The sequence below is a fragment of the Massilia sp. YIM B02763 genome, assembly GCF_030412015.1.
GTDB lineage: Bacteria > Pseudomonadota > Gammaproteobacteria > Burkholderiales > Burkholderiaceae_D > Telluria.
This window is the reverse complement of sequence record NZ_JASNRD010000001.1, coordinates 81,002-96,687: the sequence shown is the minus strand read 5'-3', so window position 1 is coordinate 96,687 and position 15,686 is coordinate 81,002. Positions and strand designations below refer to the sequence as shown.

The window sequence follows — 15,686 nt, the reverse complement described above, 5'->3', positions numbered from 1 at the left end:
TGAAAGATACTTGTAATCATCGGCAGCCATCGTTGATAATTCAAACGAATTATTTTTCTGATCAGATGAATTTTCCTCATGAGCACCTCGATCCTCGAAGTACGGCACCTGCGCACGCTGCTGGCGCTCCAGGAAGCGGGTAGCGTCTCGCGTGCCGCGGCGCTGCTGAACGTGACCCAGTCGGCGCTGTCGCACCAGCTCAAGACGCTGGAAGAGTTCTAAGGCATGACCCTGTTCGAACGCAAGTCGGCGCCGGTGGCGTTTTCCGCCGCGGGACGGCGCCTGCTGGCGCTGGCCGCCGCCACCATCCCGGCCGTGGAGCAGGCCGAGCGCGACGTCGCGCGCCTGGCCGGCCATGGCGGCGGCAAGCTGCGCATCGCCGTCGAATGCCATACCTGCTTCGACTGGCTGATGCCGTCGATGGACGCGCTGCGCCTGCGCTGGCCGGATGTCGAGCAGGACATCGTGTCCGGTTTCCAGTCCGACCCGGTGGGCCTGCTGCACCAGGACCGGGCCGACGTGGCCATCGTGTCCGACGTCGACGAGGACGAGACGGACGTCGTGTTCCACCCGCTGTTCGGCTTCGAGATCGTGGCGATCCTGCCGCGCGGGCACGCGTTGCTGGACAAGCCATACATGGAGGCGCGCGATTTCGCCGGCCACACCCTGATCACCTATCCGGTGCCGGACGAGATGCTCGACCTGGTGCGCCAGGTGCTGCGCCCGGCCGGCGTCGAACCGCCGCGCCGCACGACGGAGCTGACGGTGGCCATGCTGCAGCTGGTGGCGAGCGGGCGCGGGTTCGCGGCGCTGCCGCTGTGGGCCGTGCACACCTACCTGGAACGCGGCTACGTGGCGCGCCAGCGCATCGGCGCCGGCGGCCTGACGGGAAGGCTGTACGCCGCCATCCGCAAGCGCCATGCCGGCGACAGCCATCTCGCCGACTTCGTGCAGGTGATGCGCGAGACGTCGCTGCGCACGCTGCCCGGCATCGACCTGCTGTAGGAATCGGCATTGCGCCGCATCTCGCCACTTTGCGCCGCGCCCGGGTTATAGTAGTCGACGACTTCTCGACAAGGAGGGCGTAGTGCGTTACAGCCTCGTGACATCGGCCGGCAAGGGCCACATCAACGAAGACCTGGTCGCCGTGCACGAACGGCACGGGGTCGTCGACATCATCGTGATGGACGGCGCCACGCCGCTGTCCCCGCAGCGCCACGTGCGCGCCGGCGCCAGCGATCCGTCCTGGTTCGTGCAGCAATTCGCCGCCGACCTGGCGGCCGTGCTGCACCGCGCCGGCAGCCAGGAAAGCCTGGTGGCCCAGGCGCTGGTCGGCACCCGGGCTGCGTACCGCGCGGTGGCGGCCGCGACGAACGTCCCGCCGCACGACTGGCCGGTGGCGACGCTGTCCTGGGTGCGCGTGCGCCAGGGGCGCGTGCAAGCGGAAGGCATGGCACCGGCCCGGCTGGAACTGTACTGCCTGGGGGACAGCAAGCTCCTGCTGCAGGACGGCGACGGCGTGCGCGACCTGGACCCGTTCGACAACCCGGCGGAGCGCGAAGTGCAGGCGGCGGTGGCCGCCCTCGTGGCCGAAGGCGTGACCGACGCCGCCGCGCGCTGGGAGCGGCTGCTGCCGATGCTGCAGGCGCGCCGCCATGCCCAGAACACGGCCGCCCACCCGCAGGTATTGTGCCTGGAGCCGCGCGGCCCGTTCGCGGCGCGCACCAGGACGCTGGACGCGCCGGCGCAGGGCCAGCTGCTCGCCATGACGGACGGCTTCTACCGCCTGGTCGACACCTACGGCCTGTACGACGACGCGGCACTGGCCGCCGCCGCCCTGGAACGGGGCCTCGATGCGCTCGTGGACGAGTTGAGGGCGTTCGAGGCGGGCGCGGTGGCGGCCGCCGGCATCACCGCCAAGCGCGCCGACGATGCGTCGGCCGTGGCCTGGCGCTTCGGCTCGTCACGGAAGGAGGCGGCATGAACGACAGCCTGCGGCGCGACCTGGTCGCGCGCTACATCGACGCCTATAATGCCTTCGATATCGACGGCATGCTTGCCCCGCTCGCGCCCGACGTGCGCTTCGAGAACTGGGCTGGCGGCCAGATGACGGCGTCGTCCGAGGGCATCGACGCCTTCCGCGGCCTGGCGGAACAGGCGAAGGGCATGTTCTCGCAGCGCGAGCAGCGCATCGCCAGCCTTGCCGCGCACGGTGACGGTCTGCTGGCGCGCATCGACTGGCGCGGCACGCTTGCCGTCGACATTCCGGACGGGCCGCAGGCAGGGACCGAGCTCGCGCTAAGCGGGGAATCGGAATTCGGTTTCGCCGGCGGACGCATTGTCCGCATCGTCGACCGCAGCTGAGCGCGGCTGGGGGACGGCGCGCTGGCGCAGCAATCCGAGCAGCTCGTCCGCATCGACCGGCTTCACCAGGTGATGGTCGAAGCCGGCCTGGCGCGACAGCTCGCGGTCGTGCGGCTGGCCGTAGCCCGTCAGGGCAATGTACATGGCAGTTCCGAGGGGAGCTTCGCGGCGCAGGCGGCGCGCCAGTTCGTGGCCGTCCATGCCCGGCATGCCGATGTCGAGGATGAAGGCGTCGGGCGGATCGGCGAGCGCGGCCGCCACGGCCTGGGCCGGGTCGGCGATGGCGGCGACGCGGTGGCCGCCCGCGTGCAGCAGCGCCGCGAGCGTGGCGGCGGCATCGGCGTTGTCGTCGACCAGCACGATGTTCAGCGGCGTGGCGATGGCGGCGGCTGCGCCGGCGGGCCTGGGCGCGTCGGCCTCCCGTTGCAGCGACAGCGGCAGCGTCACGGTGAAACAGCTGCCCAGGCCCGGGCCCGCGCTGTCGGCGGCGATGCTGCCGTCATGGGCCGCGACGATGGTGCGCGCCAGCGCCAGGCCCAGTCCCAGGCCGCCCTGGGCGCGGTCCGGCGTGCGCTTGCCCTGGGTGAAGAGTTCGAAGATGTGCGGCAGCAGCCCCGCCTCGATGCCGCTGCCGTCGTCGCGCACGCGGATGGTCGCGGCATCCGGCTCGACCGTCATGTCGAGCGCGATGCTGCCGCCCGGCGGCGTGTACTTGGCGGCGTTGGCGAGCAGGTTGGCCACGACCTGGACCAGGCGCGCGCGGTCGCCCCACACGAGCACGGGGACCGTGGATGCCCCGGCGTCGATGGACAGCGCGTGGCGGCTGGCCTCGACCAGCGGCTGTACCTGTTCGGCGGCGCTGGCGACGACGCTGCGCAGGTCGACCAGCGTCTTGTCGAACTGCACCATGCCGCGGGTGACGCGCGAGACGTCCAGCAGGTCGTTGACGAGCGCCGTCATGTGGCTGACCTGGCGCCCGATCAGTTCCGCGTAGTTGCGCACCTTGGCCGGATCGTTCGGCGCGATGCGCAGCACCTGGGCGGCCGCGCTGATCGGCGCCAGCGGATTGCGCAGCTCGTGCGCCAGCATGGCCAGGAATTCGTCCTTGCGGCGGTTGGCCGCCTGCAGCGCATCCTCGGCCAGCTTGTTGGCGTGGATGTCGGTGTCCGTGCCGAGCCACTGGACGATGGCGCCGGCGTCGTCGCGCAGCGGCAGGGCGCGCGCCAGGATCCAGCGGTAGTCGCCGGACGCGAGCCGCAGGCGGTAGGTCATCTCGTAGGGCGCGCCGGTGGCGATGCTGCGTGCCCAGGCCGTGCGGGCGCCGGCGCGGTCGTCCGGGTGCAGCGCCCGCTCGGCCCAGTCCAGGCCCTCGGCCTCGCCCGGCGCCAGGCCTGCGAAGCGGTAGAACTGGGCATTGTGGTAATCGATGCTGCCGTCCGGGCGCGCGGTCCAGACCATCTGCGGCATCGCATTGGTGATGGTGCGGAAGCGCCGTTCGCTTTCGCGCAGCGCCGCCTCCACACGCACCCGCTCGGTGATGTCGGTCTGGGCCACGACGGCGCCCGTGATGGCGCCCGTCCCGTCGCGCACGGCGGTCGCGCGCAGCAGGAGGCGGCGGCGCGCGGCCTCCGGCGTGAATGGTTCGATCTCGACCAGGTCGCCGTCCACGTCCTCGCCGGCCAGCGCGCGTACCAGGGCCCATTCTTGCGCCGCGATCGGCTGGCCGTCGCGCGCGGAACCGTCGGCCCACCAGCCGCGCGCGGCGCGCGTGTCGCTCTGCGGCTGTTTGCCCCACAGCTCGCGGGTCGCGGCGTTCACCAGCACGACCTTGCCGTCGGCGTCGCAGTACGCGATGCCGACGGGGACGGCCTGCAGGAATGCGTCCAGGCGCTGGCGCTCGGCCTCGGCGGCGCGCGCGGCCGCCAGCGCGTCCTGGCGGCTGGCCCGCAGCGCGTCCTCGGCCTGCTTGATCTCCGTGACGTCGCGCGTGGTGCCGGCGATCGCCTCCACTTCGCCGTCCGGTCCGATCACGGGCGTGAAGATGTAGTCGTAGTAGCGCAGGCCGAAGGCGCCGTCGAATGGCACCACGCCGCGGATCGGCTTGCGCGTGGCCTTGACCTGCTCGATCTCGCGGCCATGCATGGCCGCGTGCCAGTCCGGATAGCCCAGCTCCAGGCAGTTCTTGCCGATCGCCTCGTCCCAGGTCCGGCCCCACATCTGCAGCAGCACGGCGTTCGCGTAGGTGAAGCGGTGGTCCAGGTCGAACACGTAGACGAGGTCCGGCGTGGTGCCCAGCACGGCCTCGTACAGCCGGCGGCGGCGGTCGGCCTCGGCCTGGATGCGGGCATTCCGTTGTTCGCGCAGGTGGCGTTCGATCACGAGCGCGGCCATGTCGGCGAAGTAGCCCAGGTCGGCGCACATGCCGGCATCGGGACTGCACGGATGGCCGTGGTAGAAGGCGAGGGTGCCCAGCACGTGGCCATCCGGCGCATGCAGCGGAAACGACCAGCAGGCGCGCACGCCGTAGTCGCGCGCCAGGCCGAGGTAGGGCGCCATGCGCGGCTCGGCCAGCACGTCGGGCACCACCACGGTGGCGCGCAGCGCCGCCGCGCGGCCGCAGGCTGCCTGTCCGGCATCGACCGGCACTGTGCGCAGCGCCTCCATGAAGCCCGGCGCCAGGCCGGCGGCGGCGCTCAGGTGCAGCAGCGCGCCGGCATCGTCGGCCACGTAGATCGCGGCCTGGGTATCCGGGCCGGTGAGCGCGTGGGCCGCCTGCAGCAGGCCGGACAGCAGGTCGTCGAACGGCGCGCCGCGTACCGCGCGGGACAGGACGTCCTTGAGGCTATCGAATTTCAGGCGTTCCTGCGGGGTGGGCATGGTGGGATACCGGTAAGGCGTTGAAAAAAACAGACGTTTTCGACAAAACTTGCCAAGCCCTGATTGTAGCGCATGGATTTGTCAAGAGGCCGGGTGTACCCTGATACTTTCCATGCGTAAAGATTAGAGCCGGCACGCATGGCGTCCGGTTCATTCGTGTCGTCGTTTCCCGGCCCGCCATATTATGATTGGCCTATTCATCTCACATAATCACCACAAGTAAGCGAGGCTTCCATGAAACATGATGCAGGAATCCGTATTTCGCGCCTGGCCGAACAGAAACAGCGCGCCCGCCGCGTACGCATCGGCGTCATGCTGGTGCTGTGCGCCTTGCCCGTCGCCGTGGCGCTCGCCAAGGCCGGCGACGCCATGGCACGCGTCACGCCCATGTGACCTTCCGCGCGCACTGCCGCACGCCGGGCGGGAGCGCGCGTTCCTTCAGAAAATCCTCGCCGCAGCCATCGCCGCAAGCGCGCCGGAACGTAATGACCGGCGCGCCCGTGCGCAGTACTGGTTGGTGCGCGGCTCTCAATGGTGGATGGCATGGCGGCGCGCATGCGCGCAGCCGAACACCTCCGTGCTCAATGCGGCAATGCCGTCGTCGATGCCGACGCCCGGCCCGGCCAGCAAGGCGCGCCGATCCAGCACCGTCGCGGCCACGTGGCCGGACATGACTTCCGCGGCATAGGCACGCACGGCATGCACGCCGTCCGCCGCCGCGCCCTCGCCATCCGGGGTCGCGACGAACAGCACCCGCAATCCCGGATTGAACATGCGCGCCGCGTTCAGACGCGCGATCAGCGCGTAATGGCGCGCCGCATCCGCTTCTTCCGGCGCGATGGGCACCAGCGCCACCTGGGCCGCGGCCAGCGCCGAGCGGCATTCCTCCGACCCGCAGTCGCCGGCGGCCACCAGCACGTCGTCGAAGCAATCGGCGGCGCAGTCGAGGCGCTGCCCGCACGCCGCGTCGACGACGAGCACGCGGCAGCCGTCGCGGCGGCGCAGGTCGGCAAGGGTCTTTCCGAGCAGTCCGTGGAGCGGATCGGGATGTCCGCCGGCGATGGCGACGATCATCGTACACCTCCGGCAACGGACGGATGCGAAGGAAGGGGGAGCGGGACGGGGTCGGGGTGCATGGGATTCCTTGGGCTGTTGGAACCCGGCCAGTTTAGGCGCGGCGCGGCAAAGACCGCATAAAAAGCAGGCGCGCCGCCGTAAACGGGATGTAGCTGCCGGCTAGCAGTCCGCCACGTTCCCCTCGATGCCGCACAGCGACACCGAACGCTTGCGCTCGACGTAGTCGCGCGCCGTCACGCTGCCCGCATCCGGGCAGCTCGCACCCGTTCCGTTGCACGCGGTGGCCGTCAGTTCGAAGATGTTTTTCTTCTGCGCCTGCGGCGTTCCCCCGTTGTAGTCGAGCCCCTCGTTGTAGGTGGCGGCCGCGCAGGTGACGGTGACCTTGAAGCCCGTGTCGGTCACGAAGTCGTTCAGGGTGCGCGTGGCGATGGCGGTGCAGGACTGGGCCTTGCTGTCGCGGATCTGGTAGAGCGCCCATTCGAGGCCGCCGCGCGCGGCCTGGTCGGCGCGCATGCCGAGCACGCTGCCGTCGATGGTCGCCTGCTGCGCACCCTGCAGGCGCAGCGCGGCCAGCGCGAACGCGGCCAGCACCAGCAGGAAGACGATGGCGGCGATGTAGGCGAAGCCGCTTTGCTGCGGTGCGCGCTTCATGGCACGTTCTCCACGTGGGCGCCCGCCGTCAAGGACACGGACTCGTCGCCGTTCGCAAGGCCGAGGCGCAATTGCAGGTAGCCGCTCTGTTGCGTGGCGCCTTCGTTTTCGCGATAGACGAAGCCGCAGTCCGCCACCTTGCTGGCGACGACGGCCGGCGCGCCGGCGGTGGGGCAGTTTCCGGGATCGGTGAGCTTGCGGACGGTACGCAGCAGCGTGCCCCTGCCATCGCCGCCGGCAAGGCGGCCGTTGCCGCCCGCGCACAGGTAGCCCACGACCTGCTCGTTCTGCGGCACGACGACGAAGCGGGCGCCATCGTCGCGCGCGGAAAACGGGGCGCTGTTTTCGAGTGCGAGGCGCACCACGCCGATGCCGGCGGGTGGCGCGCTGATTGCCTTGATGGGGGCCATATTGCTCCTCGACTGGTACAGATCGTCGGTACTCTGGTTGCCGATCACGACGATGTCTCCGCGCGCGGCGTTCGGCAGCGCGGTCAGCACATCGAAGACCTTGTCCGTCGCGCCGGGATCGTAGGCACGGCTGTCATCCGGCCTTGTCGTATCCGGTTCGACGCGGTAGCGGCCACCGGCCACGGTCGGCACCATCTCCATGCAGATGCCCGCCGGCGTCGGCGTCATGTTCAGCGAGTTCGGCACGGCCGAGCGCACGTCCGTCACCATGCGGTGGAGGGCCGTATCGGCCTGGTTGACCAGGCTGGCGCGGCGGGCGACGAACTGGTAGGACTGCAGCGCCGGCTTGATCTGCAGGGTCAGGATGGCGCCGACGATCCCCACCAGGGCGATGGTGACGATCATCTCGACGAGGGTGAATCCACGGTTGCGCTTCACGGTTTGGTCCTCCAGCCGGTCAGCTTGAAAGGATCGGTAACGCCGTCGTAACGCACCGTGATGACGATTTTCCAGGTGTCGTCGCCGGGAACGTTCGTCAGCAATTCGCCGGCCAGCGGATGACGCACCTCGACCAATACCCCATAGTGTTCCAGTCCAGGCACGGCGACGCCTTCGACGTCGACGATGCCTTTCTTGTCCTTGCCGTAGTTGTTATAGTCCGCGACCTTGGCGAAATCGATCCGTTGCGCCGGCGCCGCCGCCGCATCGTTGGAGAAGGGCTTGAGGAGGATCTCCTCCATCAAGCCGTCGGCAATGGTGGCCATTTGGCGCACGATCACGGGATCGACGCTGGCGCGGTCCGTCCGCGTGAACGCGGCGACGGCGCCCGCGAGGGCGACGGCGACGATGACGATGGCGACGATCAGTTCGACGAGGGTGACGCCCCCGTTGCGCGTGTGCTGCATACGCTTATTCCACATGACCGGTGGCTCCGAACAGCTGGATGGTGCGGGCGGCGAACCCGTCGACCTCGATCGTGACGGCGCCGTTCAGGATCGCGCCGGCGGCATCGGTGATCGTGCCGTCGGGCTGGAAGTAAATGTGCCTGGGCTGCCCATTCGCCAGGCCCGCCAGTCCGCCGCTGACGACGGTGTCGGCGCTGCTGCGGTAATCGTCGTCGGCGACGCCGGCCAGCGCGGCGTCGCACACGTTTGCGCCCGGCGCCGTCGCCATCCTCAGCACCATGGCGTCGGGGCCGGCGCCGACGCAGACCAGGCGGCGATGCGCGACGGCCGTGGCGCGGGCCAGGCGCAGCGCGCTCACGACCTGATCGCCGTAGGACAGCGCCGCGCCGTCGCTGCGGTTGGCCAGGCGCGGCACCGCAACGGCCGCCATCACGCCGATCAGCAGCAGCACGGTGATCAGTTCGACCAGGGTGAACCCGCCGCGCCTCATCGGAACACCTCGCGCATGTGGATGACGCGGCGGCGCTCCGGCGCAAAGATGCCGAAGGTGGCCCGCGCCGAAGGGTCGCGCAGGTCGGTGTCGCAAGACGGATCGACGGCACGCAGGAACTCGCTCTTCGCGCCCGGCGCGTTGGCCTTGTCGGCACGGCAGGAATGCGTCGCGCCGGTACTGCCCAGGTTCAAGGCGACGTCGACGAATCCTGGTCCCGAACCGGCCGGCGGTTGCAGGGCGAGGGTGCCCGCTCCCTTCTTGACGGGTGTAAAGGTCGGCGTCGTATTGTTCAGGGCCTGGCTGGTCAGCGCGAAAGCCGCCTGCGTGAACAAGGACGTGCTGTCCTCGACGTTGCGCAGCCAGGCGTTGCCGCTCCAGTATTCGACACTCACCGGCATCGTGAGCGGCTTGTTGGCGCTCCCGTAGACGTTCGACAGGCGCACCCGGCCGGTGCGGATGACGACTTGCGGCTCCGGCGCGTGCGCGGACGAGCTCACGGGATCGGCGGCAACGGCCTCGGTCGCGCGCAGCCTCGCGGTCAGCGGCGCCGATTTTTGCGCCGCGAACCGATAGCCGCCATTCCAGCTGGCGCTTCCGGCGTCGAACCGCTCGGCGCAGACCATGGAAGGCGAATCGGGCTTGGACGAACATGCCGCCTGTGCGCTGACGAGGTTTCCCAATGACGCGGCGACGAGGCTGCCCTTCTCGTCGAGGACACTCAGTGCCACGTTGTGGGCGAGGTCCTTGGCGTAGTTCGTGGTCTTCTGGTCGCGCAGGTTCATCGCCGTCACCTTCAGCTGGATGCCGCGCTCGTCCGAATAATACTGGTTCATTTTGACGCCGTCCTGCAGGGTCGTGCGTGCCCATGACGGTGTGAAATCGATCTGGAAATACGCCGGGATGAACGTGGCGATGGCGCACGATGGGGCGTCGCCCGTAGTGCCGGCGATCGTACGCTTGTCGAGATAGGCGTCCACGCCGGCAGCCAGGTTGGCGCCGCCCGCTTCGTCCATGCGCAGCGCGAACGTCTGCACGCCCGCTTTGTTCATGGTGGGCTTCAGGGGAGGCGCATTGGCTCCCGGCTCTGGTTTAACGACCGCGCTGCCGTCGGCCGCGACCTTCAACCCGTGCGCGCCGTCGATCGGGTTGCACTTCTTCCCGTCCAGCCAAGGGATCACCGCTTGGGCCTCCGCGCCGAAGTTCGGCGTGGTGTCGCCGTCGGCGTTCTTGGCCGTAGCCGTCGCCGTGATGGGGCTGCCCGCGATCTTCTTTGCCGGCAGGATCACGGCGACATCGAACCGGGCAGGGACCGCGACGGCCGTGACGCTGCCTTTCGCCTGCGATTCCTGTCCCGTATAGGACGCCACCAGCGTGAGCCGCCCGGCATCGGCGTAGGCCAGCGACGGCTTCGCAATGCCGTCGACGTCGAAGGACAGGCTGATCGCCTGCGGCTGGGCCGTCAGCTTTTTGCCGGCGACGATGGGAGCGACGGTTCCCGACCCCGGATTGTCGTAGGCGAAAGACAGGTTGATGTCGCGGTTGGTATTGCTGAATAGGGGTTTGCACGCCTTCCCGTCATAGCGCAGCGCGCTGATGGTCAGGCGGCTGCGGGTAGCGATGTTGTCCTGGCTCGCGACGAAGGCATTGTCCGAGCCAACTGCCAGCGACAGCCCGATATCGCTGACCTGGACGCCGCAATTCGATGTGGCGCCCGTTCCGTTGACGCGGCAGGACGCGGGCTGGCGCACGCCATTGCTGGCCAGCGAGAGCGTGATGTTCCCGACCGGCTGCATCATGACGTCCGCGGTGGCGCTGCCGCTACCGTCGATGGCGATCGGCTGGTTCATCGGCTGCAGCGTGACGTTGGCGCCGCCGGTGTAGGTGCTGCTGCAGCTCGCGTTCGCGCAGGCGGTGATCGTGACGCTGGACGGCGCGCACACGCTGGCGTCCTGGGCGTGGCTGATTACGAAATGGTCCAGCGCCGGCGCCGGCTGCGCCTTTCCTTCGCAATAGGGCCCGTCCGCCTTGCTGTTGGCATTCTTGCGGATGTCGTAGCCGCTCTGGTTGGTCACGCAATCGCACTGGCCCGGCGCGGTGCCGCCGGTGCATACGATCGTGTCCGTCACGCGGCCGTGCCAGTTCAGCGTGGCGTGGTTGACGGTGGCGCTGCCGTTGATGATCGCCTCCGAGGCGTCGAGCGTCAGTTCGCCGGTCGTGACATTGCCCTTGACGGAACTTCCGGACGCGATCTGGAAGCTCTGTTTCGCGGTGACGTTGCCCTCGACCGTGATCGGCGAACCCGACGTGATGACGGGCGCGACGATGTTCCCCTTGATCGTGCTGTAGGACGCGAGGGACAGCGACGTGGTCGCCGTCACATCCCCCGTCAGCGTCACCGGCGAATTGGTGACGATCGTCGTGCCGCTCACCGGCCCGACGATGGTCGTGTACGACGCGATGTTCACGGGCCCGCTCGAGACGACCTTGCCGGTAATCTTGGTTTGCGAGCCGGTGCCGAGGTTCATCGAGGCCGCCGTGATATCCGCCACGATGGTCTGCACCTGCGCGCCGATAGAGAAGGTCTTGCCGGCGACAAGCGTGGCGCCGTTCACCTGCAGTAGCGAAGTGCGGATGTTGCCGATGTCGAGGTTGCCGCTGATCTTGAGGGTGCCGCCGCCGCTGATGGACAGGCCCTGGTCGTAGCCGAAATTGACGTCGCCGTTGGCGGTGACGGTGTAGCCGCCCGAGATCACGACCCGGTCGTCCCAATTCGGCAGCGGCAGGGCCGGGCACGTATAGGTTTTGCCGGACAGCGTGCAGCCCGTCACGGGATTGCCGGCAAACGTGTACGTGTCGCCGGCGCGCGCCGCCGTGCCCACCGCGCACAGCAGCAGGAACAGGAACAGGGACAGCAGCACGAAAAGCGGGCGGCGCAACGGCATGGGGGCGGCAGCGGGTGTCGTCGATGGAATGCGCCGATTATAGCTTGACGGTTAGCAATCTTGCGTAAAATCAAGTGTCCTTGCCATTATCCGGGGGCGGAGAGGCGCGTGGCTGTCTCGCGCCGCCAACGGGTAGAATCGCCCCGAGGCCGCAGGGAGACGGCGAACGCAGTATGGGAGAGCATATGGAGGAGCAGTACACGTCCGGCGAGGCGAGGGCGGACAGGGGGCAGGGCGGTGGACAGGAAGCGAAAACGGCGCGCAACATGCCCGAGCTGATCGTCGCGACATTCCTGGACCTGACCCGGGAGCGCCATCCGAGCGCGATCACGTTCCGCGACATCGCCGCGGCGGCCGGCATCTCGCACATGGCGCCCTACCGCCATTTCAAGTCCAAGCAGGCGATGCTGAACCGGATCGCCGACATCGGATTCGGCATGCTGGCTGCGGCGCTGGAAGAGGTGGCGGCGCGCCACCCGGAGGAGCCGCGGCGCCAGATCTTCGACGCCTGCGCCTGCTATTACCGCTTCGCCGCCGGCCATCCGGCCCATGCCCAGGTCATGTTCGGCACCGACCGCGAGCTGTGGGACAAGGCCGAGCCGCTGCCGGCGCTGGAGCAGACGCGCGCGATCCTGCTGCGCATCATCGACCGCTGCCGCCAGGCCGGCGTCCTTCCGCCGGAGATCGACGAAAAGAAGGTCCTGGGCCTGTTATGGGCCCACGTCCACGGCTTTACCCTGCTCGCCGCCAACCGCGTGCTGACGGAGCGCGAGGTGGGGGCGCCAGAGGCCTTCATCGCGGCCGGCGTGCGCGTGATCCTGGCCGGCCTGGCCGGGCTGGACGCGCCCGCGGCCTGATCGTCGGACGAGCCTCAGCGGCCCAGGCGGAATGCGTAGCGGTCGTCGATCACCGTGATGGGGCCCACCGGCAGCTTGGCCGGATGCGGGTCCGCCAGCTTCTCGAAGCGCACGTCCGCCGCATGCACCTTGCGCAGGAAGTCCTGGACGAAGCCGATCGTGAACAGCTCGCCGGGGCAGCGGCGGTAGCCGAAGCCGAACGGCGCGTAGCCGGGCGTGTCCGGCACCGGATAGGTGACGCCGTCCACGACCGCGTAGACGGCGCCGTAGCCGCTGTTCTCGATCGTGCCGTCGCGGCCGTCGCGCAGGGCGCGCGCCTTCCTGGCGAACGGGCAGCCCCGCAGGCCAGCCTGCTGCGCCGCGGCTTCGTCGTGCTGCGAGGTGAGCGGCGCGTCGAGGTAGCGGTCCGGGTTGAACGCGTCGGGGTCGGGCCAGTGCAGGGGATTGCGGTTCGAGGTCGGGTGCAGCGTCAGCACGCCGTTGTAGCCCTGGCCGCTGATGCTCTGGCGCGCGTTCGACAGCGAATAGCTGCCGCCGTTCGGGGAAATGACGCGGAACAGCTCCATCGCGAAGCGGTCGAGCGGCGTGAACGGGGAGGCGTCGCGCCGGTCCGGGTCGGCCATCGTGCGGGCGAACCAGTCCTTGACGGCCGGGTCGCCATCGTCGTCGGACAGGCGCGCCACGATGTTGAACAGCGTGTTGCCCCATTGGCTGAAGGCGAGGAAGTTGTGGAAGCATTCGAACACGATGTCCTTGCGCCGGAAGTGCTCCTTCAGTTCCCCGTTCTTGATCCAGCTGTGCACGATGGTCTTGTCATAGCCGGGCGTGCGGCCCTGCAGGATGTCCTCGACGCGGGCGTCGACCCAGTCGCGCAGGAAGGGACGCAGCTTGCGCACCTTCATATAGCTCTGGTAGACGAGGTCCGAAGTCGGGAACCAGAAGCCGATCACGGTATTGAAGGCCTTGCCGATCTCGCGGATCTCGTCGGGGATCTGCTCTCCCGAGACGCCCAGGTGCAGGTCCCAGTACAGGTCGAAGTAGCTGCCGTAATAGGCCTGCATCAGCGGCTTGCCGGCGTGCTCCGGCACGAACAGCTTGTCCATGAAGGCAGCCATCTTGGGCTGGTACCGGGCCGGGTACAGGTCGGGGGTGAAGGCCGTGTAGTAGATGCGCTTGCGCTCGTTGTCCGGGCCGCGGTTCTCGTAGCCCTGCAGGAAGACGGACAGGCCTTCCTCGTCCATGTTCGGGGTCCAGTCCTCGTACAGCATGCCGAAGATATGCGGCGGGATCGCCTTTTCCTTGGTCAGCTCCGTGTCGATGAGGGGCAGCAGCGGCTTCTCTCCGGTGATGATGGAACCGGCCATGAACGGCTTGACGGCATGCTCGACGTAGTCGGGATCGAAATACGGGGGCAGGAAATTGATAGCGTGTTCGTCGGTCCTGGGTACAAACATGGATGCACTCCTTGGCGGTTGTGGATGAGGCGCCGCGCTCGGCGGCCCGGCAAGGCGGCGGCGCGGCGGTGTTACAAGAGTAACAGCCGATTTTTTGCCTGTAAATTGATTAAGGGTATCGTGCGCTGCCAGCGTCCAAGCATGCATATACCTGAGGAAACAAGTGTTCCAGCCGTTACTGCGTGAAACAATTTCGAAGCGTGCTCATCCATTGCTGACGTTAGCATCGCTGCATGAACTTCACATTCTCGTCACCACTGCACGGCACCTGCATCGTCAAGCTCTGGGCGACCGGACGCTATGGTTTTTCGCTGCCGAAGCGCGTCGACATCGCCACGCCCGAAGGCACCGTGCACAGCTACCTGTATTTCAACCGCAAGGTGCAACTGAAGGCCGAACTGCCGAACCGCGCCATCGTGCGGATCGCCGTCGCCCGGTTCCTGTCGGTCGTGGACGACGGTATCGTCGAGATCGATGCGGAGATGCCGTCCTACGACGGCGCGCTGACGCCGACGCGCACCAATACCCCGCGCGCGCCGCTGCGGGTGCGGCCGGGCCGTTCGCACGGCAGGATCAAGCCGGGGATGGATGTCGGGGCGCTTGTCGCCGATTTACGCTGCGAAACGGCGTAAGGCCGTAGAATCGGGTGTGGCCGGCAGCGTTTTTTGCCGGCGCCTGTCACGCAACGGCCGCGCATACCGTCTCATGGACATGGACACCTCAATTCTTCCCAGCGGCGACGCGGTCGCCAACACTGTTGCCAACCCCGTCGCCGTCTTCACGCGCCTGCGCCCGCGCCTGTTCGGCATCGCCTACCGCATGCTCGGCATCCGCGCGGATGCCGAGGACATCGTCCAGGAAGCCTGGCTGCGCTGGCAGGGCGGCGGCAGCGTGGACGCAAGAAACCCCGAGGCCTGGCTGGTCACCGTGGTCACGCGCCTGTCGATCGACCGCCTGCGCGGCGCCATCGCCGAGCGCGAACGCTATTTCGGGGCGTGGCTGCCCGAACCCCTGCTGGGCGACGCCGTCGAAGCGGCCGTGGAGTCGCCGGAACACGCGCTGGAGGCGGCCGGCGACATCTCGACCGCCTTCCTCGTGATGATGGAGCGGCTGGCGCCGGAAGAACGCGCCGTGTTCCTGCTGCACCAGGTATTCGAATTCGACCACGCGCAGGTGGCGGCCATGGTGGGAAAAAGCGAGGCGGCCTGCCGCAAGACGCTGCAGCGGGCCCGCGAGCGGGTGCGCGCCGAGCGCCCGCGCTTCGCCGTCGACCGCGAGGCGCACCTGGCGCTGCTGGCGCGCTTCATCGACGCCAGCCGCTCCGGCGACTTGGCCAAGGTCCAGGCGCTGCTGGCGCACGACGCCACCTTCACGGGCGACGGCGGCGGCAAGGCGACCACCGTCGTGCGCACCGTGATCGGGGCCGGCCGCATCGCCCGCCTCGTCATCGGCATCGAGCGCAAGTGGGGGATCGACGTGCGGCGCGACATCGTGGACGTCAACGGCGAGCCGGGCATCCTCACCTGGATCGGCGGCGTGCCGGATTCCGTGACGTCCTTCCTGGTCGAGGACGGTCGCATCGCCGCCGTTTACATCGTGCGCAATCCGGACAAGTTGGGGGCGCTGCGCCGCTTGATCCCGTAGGGTGGGGCAGCC

At 68.6% G+C, this 15,686-nt stretch carries 14 protein-coding genes and 1 pseudogene; 7 read left to right on the top strand and 8 right to left on the bottom strand.

From position 1 onward, the window contains the following. Window positions 1-78 precede the first annotated feature (78 nt). The 3 genes and pseudogenes from QPK32_RS00410 (at window position 79) to QPK32_RS00400 (ending at window position 2,364) form a co-directional block, all read left to right on the top strand. Window positions 79-1,005 (top strand): annotated as a pseudogene (locus QPK32_RS00410) (LysR family transcriptional regulator). Between the two features lie 82 nt (window positions 1,006-1,087). Continuing rightward, window positions 1,088-1,984, top strand: a complete 897-nt coding sequence (locus QPK32_RS00405) for a protein phosphatase 2C domain-containing protein (protein WP_290410808.1) — start codon at window positions 1,088-1,090, stop codon at window positions 1,982-1,984. Then, the gene (locus QPK32_RS00400; RefSeq protein ID WP_290410807.1) at window positions 1,981-2,364 is read left to right on the top strand and encodes a nuclear transport factor 2 family protein; all 384 of its coding nucleotides are present in this window, start codon (window positions 1,981-1,983) and stop codon (window positions 2,362-2,364) included. Before QPK32_RS00405 ends, QPK32_RS00400 begins: the two co-directional genes overlap by 4 nt. Here the strand turns inward: QPK32_RS00400 and QPK32_RS00395 are convergent. Beyond that, a complete protein-coding gene (locus QPK32_RS00395; protein ID WP_290410806.1) occupies window positions 2,299-5,241 on the bottom strand; it encodes a PAS domain-containing protein in 2,943 nt (980 codons plus the stop codon). The two genes, QPK32_RS00400 and QPK32_RS00395, sit on opposite strands and share 66 nt — an antisense overlap. Window positions 5,242-5,475: 234 nt before the next feature. On the opposite strand from QPK32_RS00395, the gene QPK32_RS00390 reads away from it, so the two are divergent. Further along, entirely contained in the window at window positions 5,476-5,634 is a 159-nt protein-coding gene (locus QPK32_RS00390; protein WP_290410805.1) for a hypothetical protein, read from the top strand. 135 nt (window positions 5,635-5,769) lie between these two features. Here QPK32_RS00390 and QPK32_RS00385 read toward each other — a convergent pair whose 3' ends face one another. The 6 genes from QPK32_RS00385 to QPK32_RS00360 form a co-directional block, all read right to left on the bottom strand. Beyond that, window positions 5,770-6,315: a hypothetical protein gene (locus QPK32_RS00385; RefSeq protein WP_290410804.1), complete on the bottom strand. Its 546-nt coding sequence runs from the start codon at window positions 6,313-6,315 to the stop codon at window positions 5,770-5,772. 162 nt (window positions 6,316-6,477) lie between these two features. Then, entirely contained in the window at window positions 6,478-6,969 is a 492-nt protein-coding gene (locus QPK32_RS00380; protein ID WP_290410803.1) for an MSHA biogenesis protein MshP, read from the bottom strand. Further along, window positions 6,966-7,817, bottom strand: a complete 852-nt coding sequence (locus QPK32_RS00375) for a type II secretion system protein (protein WP_290410802.1) — start codon at window positions 7,815-7,817, stop codon at window positions 6,966-6,968. The genes QPK32_RS00380 and QPK32_RS00375 overlap by 4 nt, the downstream gene beginning before the upstream one ends. Then, window positions 7,814-8,299, bottom strand: coding sequence for a prepilin-type N-terminal cleavage/methylation domain-containing protein (locus QPK32_RS00370; protein ID WP_290410801.1), 486 nt, complete (start codon window positions 8,297-8,299; stop codon window positions 7,814-7,816). The genes QPK32_RS00375 and QPK32_RS00370 overlap by 4 nt, the downstream gene beginning before the upstream one ends. Further along, the gene (locus QPK32_RS00365) at window positions 8,289-8,774 is read right to left on the bottom strand and encodes a Tfp pilus assembly protein FimT/FimU (protein WP_290410800.1); all 486 of its coding nucleotides are present in this window, start codon (window positions 8,772-8,774) and stop codon (window positions 8,289-8,291) included. Before QPK32_RS00365 ends, QPK32_RS00370 begins: the two co-directional genes overlap by 11 nt. Next, the gene (locus QPK32_RS00360; protein ID WP_290410799.1) at window positions 8,771-11,719 is read right to left on the bottom strand and encodes a polymer-forming cytoskeletal protein; all 2,949 of its coding nucleotides are present in this window, start codon (window positions 11,717-11,719) and stop codon (window positions 8,771-8,773) included. The genes QPK32_RS00365 and QPK32_RS00360 overlap by 4 nt, the downstream gene beginning before the upstream one ends. A gap of 173 nt (window positions 11,720-11,892) precedes the next feature. Between QPK32_RS00360 and QPK32_RS00355 the strand changes: the two genes are divergently transcribed. After that, window positions 11,893-12,576 carry a TetR/AcrR family transcriptional regulator gene (locus tag QPK32_RS00355; RefSeq protein ID WP_290410798.1) on the top strand — a complete coding sequence of 228 codons (684 nt, stop codon included), beginning with the start codon at window positions 11,893-11,895 and terminating at the stop codon, window positions 12,574-12,576. A gap of 14 nt (window positions 12,577-12,590) precedes the next feature. Here QPK32_RS00355 and QPK32_RS00350 read toward each other — a convergent pair whose 3' ends face one another. After that, window positions 12,591-14,030 carry a hypothetical protein gene (locus QPK32_RS00350; protein ID WP_290410797.1) on the bottom strand — a complete coding sequence of 480 codons (1,440 nt, stop codon included), beginning with the start codon at window positions 14,028-14,030 and terminating at the stop codon, window positions 12,591-12,593. A gap of 233 nt (window positions 14,031-14,263) precedes the next feature. On the opposite strand from QPK32_RS00350, the gene QPK32_RS00345 reads away from it, so the two are divergent. Both QPK32_RS00345 and QPK32_RS00340 read left to right on the top strand, forming a co-directional pair. Beyond that, window positions 14,264-14,662, top strand: coding sequence for a hypothetical protein (locus tag QPK32_RS00345; protein WP_290410796.1), 399 nt, complete (start codon window positions 14,264-14,266; stop codon window positions 14,660-14,662). A gap of 73 nt (window positions 14,663-14,735) precedes the next feature. Further along, the gene (locus QPK32_RS00340; protein WP_308632406.1) at window positions 14,736-15,674 is read left to right on the top strand and encodes an RNA polymerase sigma-70 factor; all 939 of its coding nucleotides are present in this window, start codon (window positions 14,736-14,738) and stop codon (window positions 15,672-15,674) included. The last annotated feature ends 12 nt before the right edge of the window (window positions 15,675-15,686 follow it).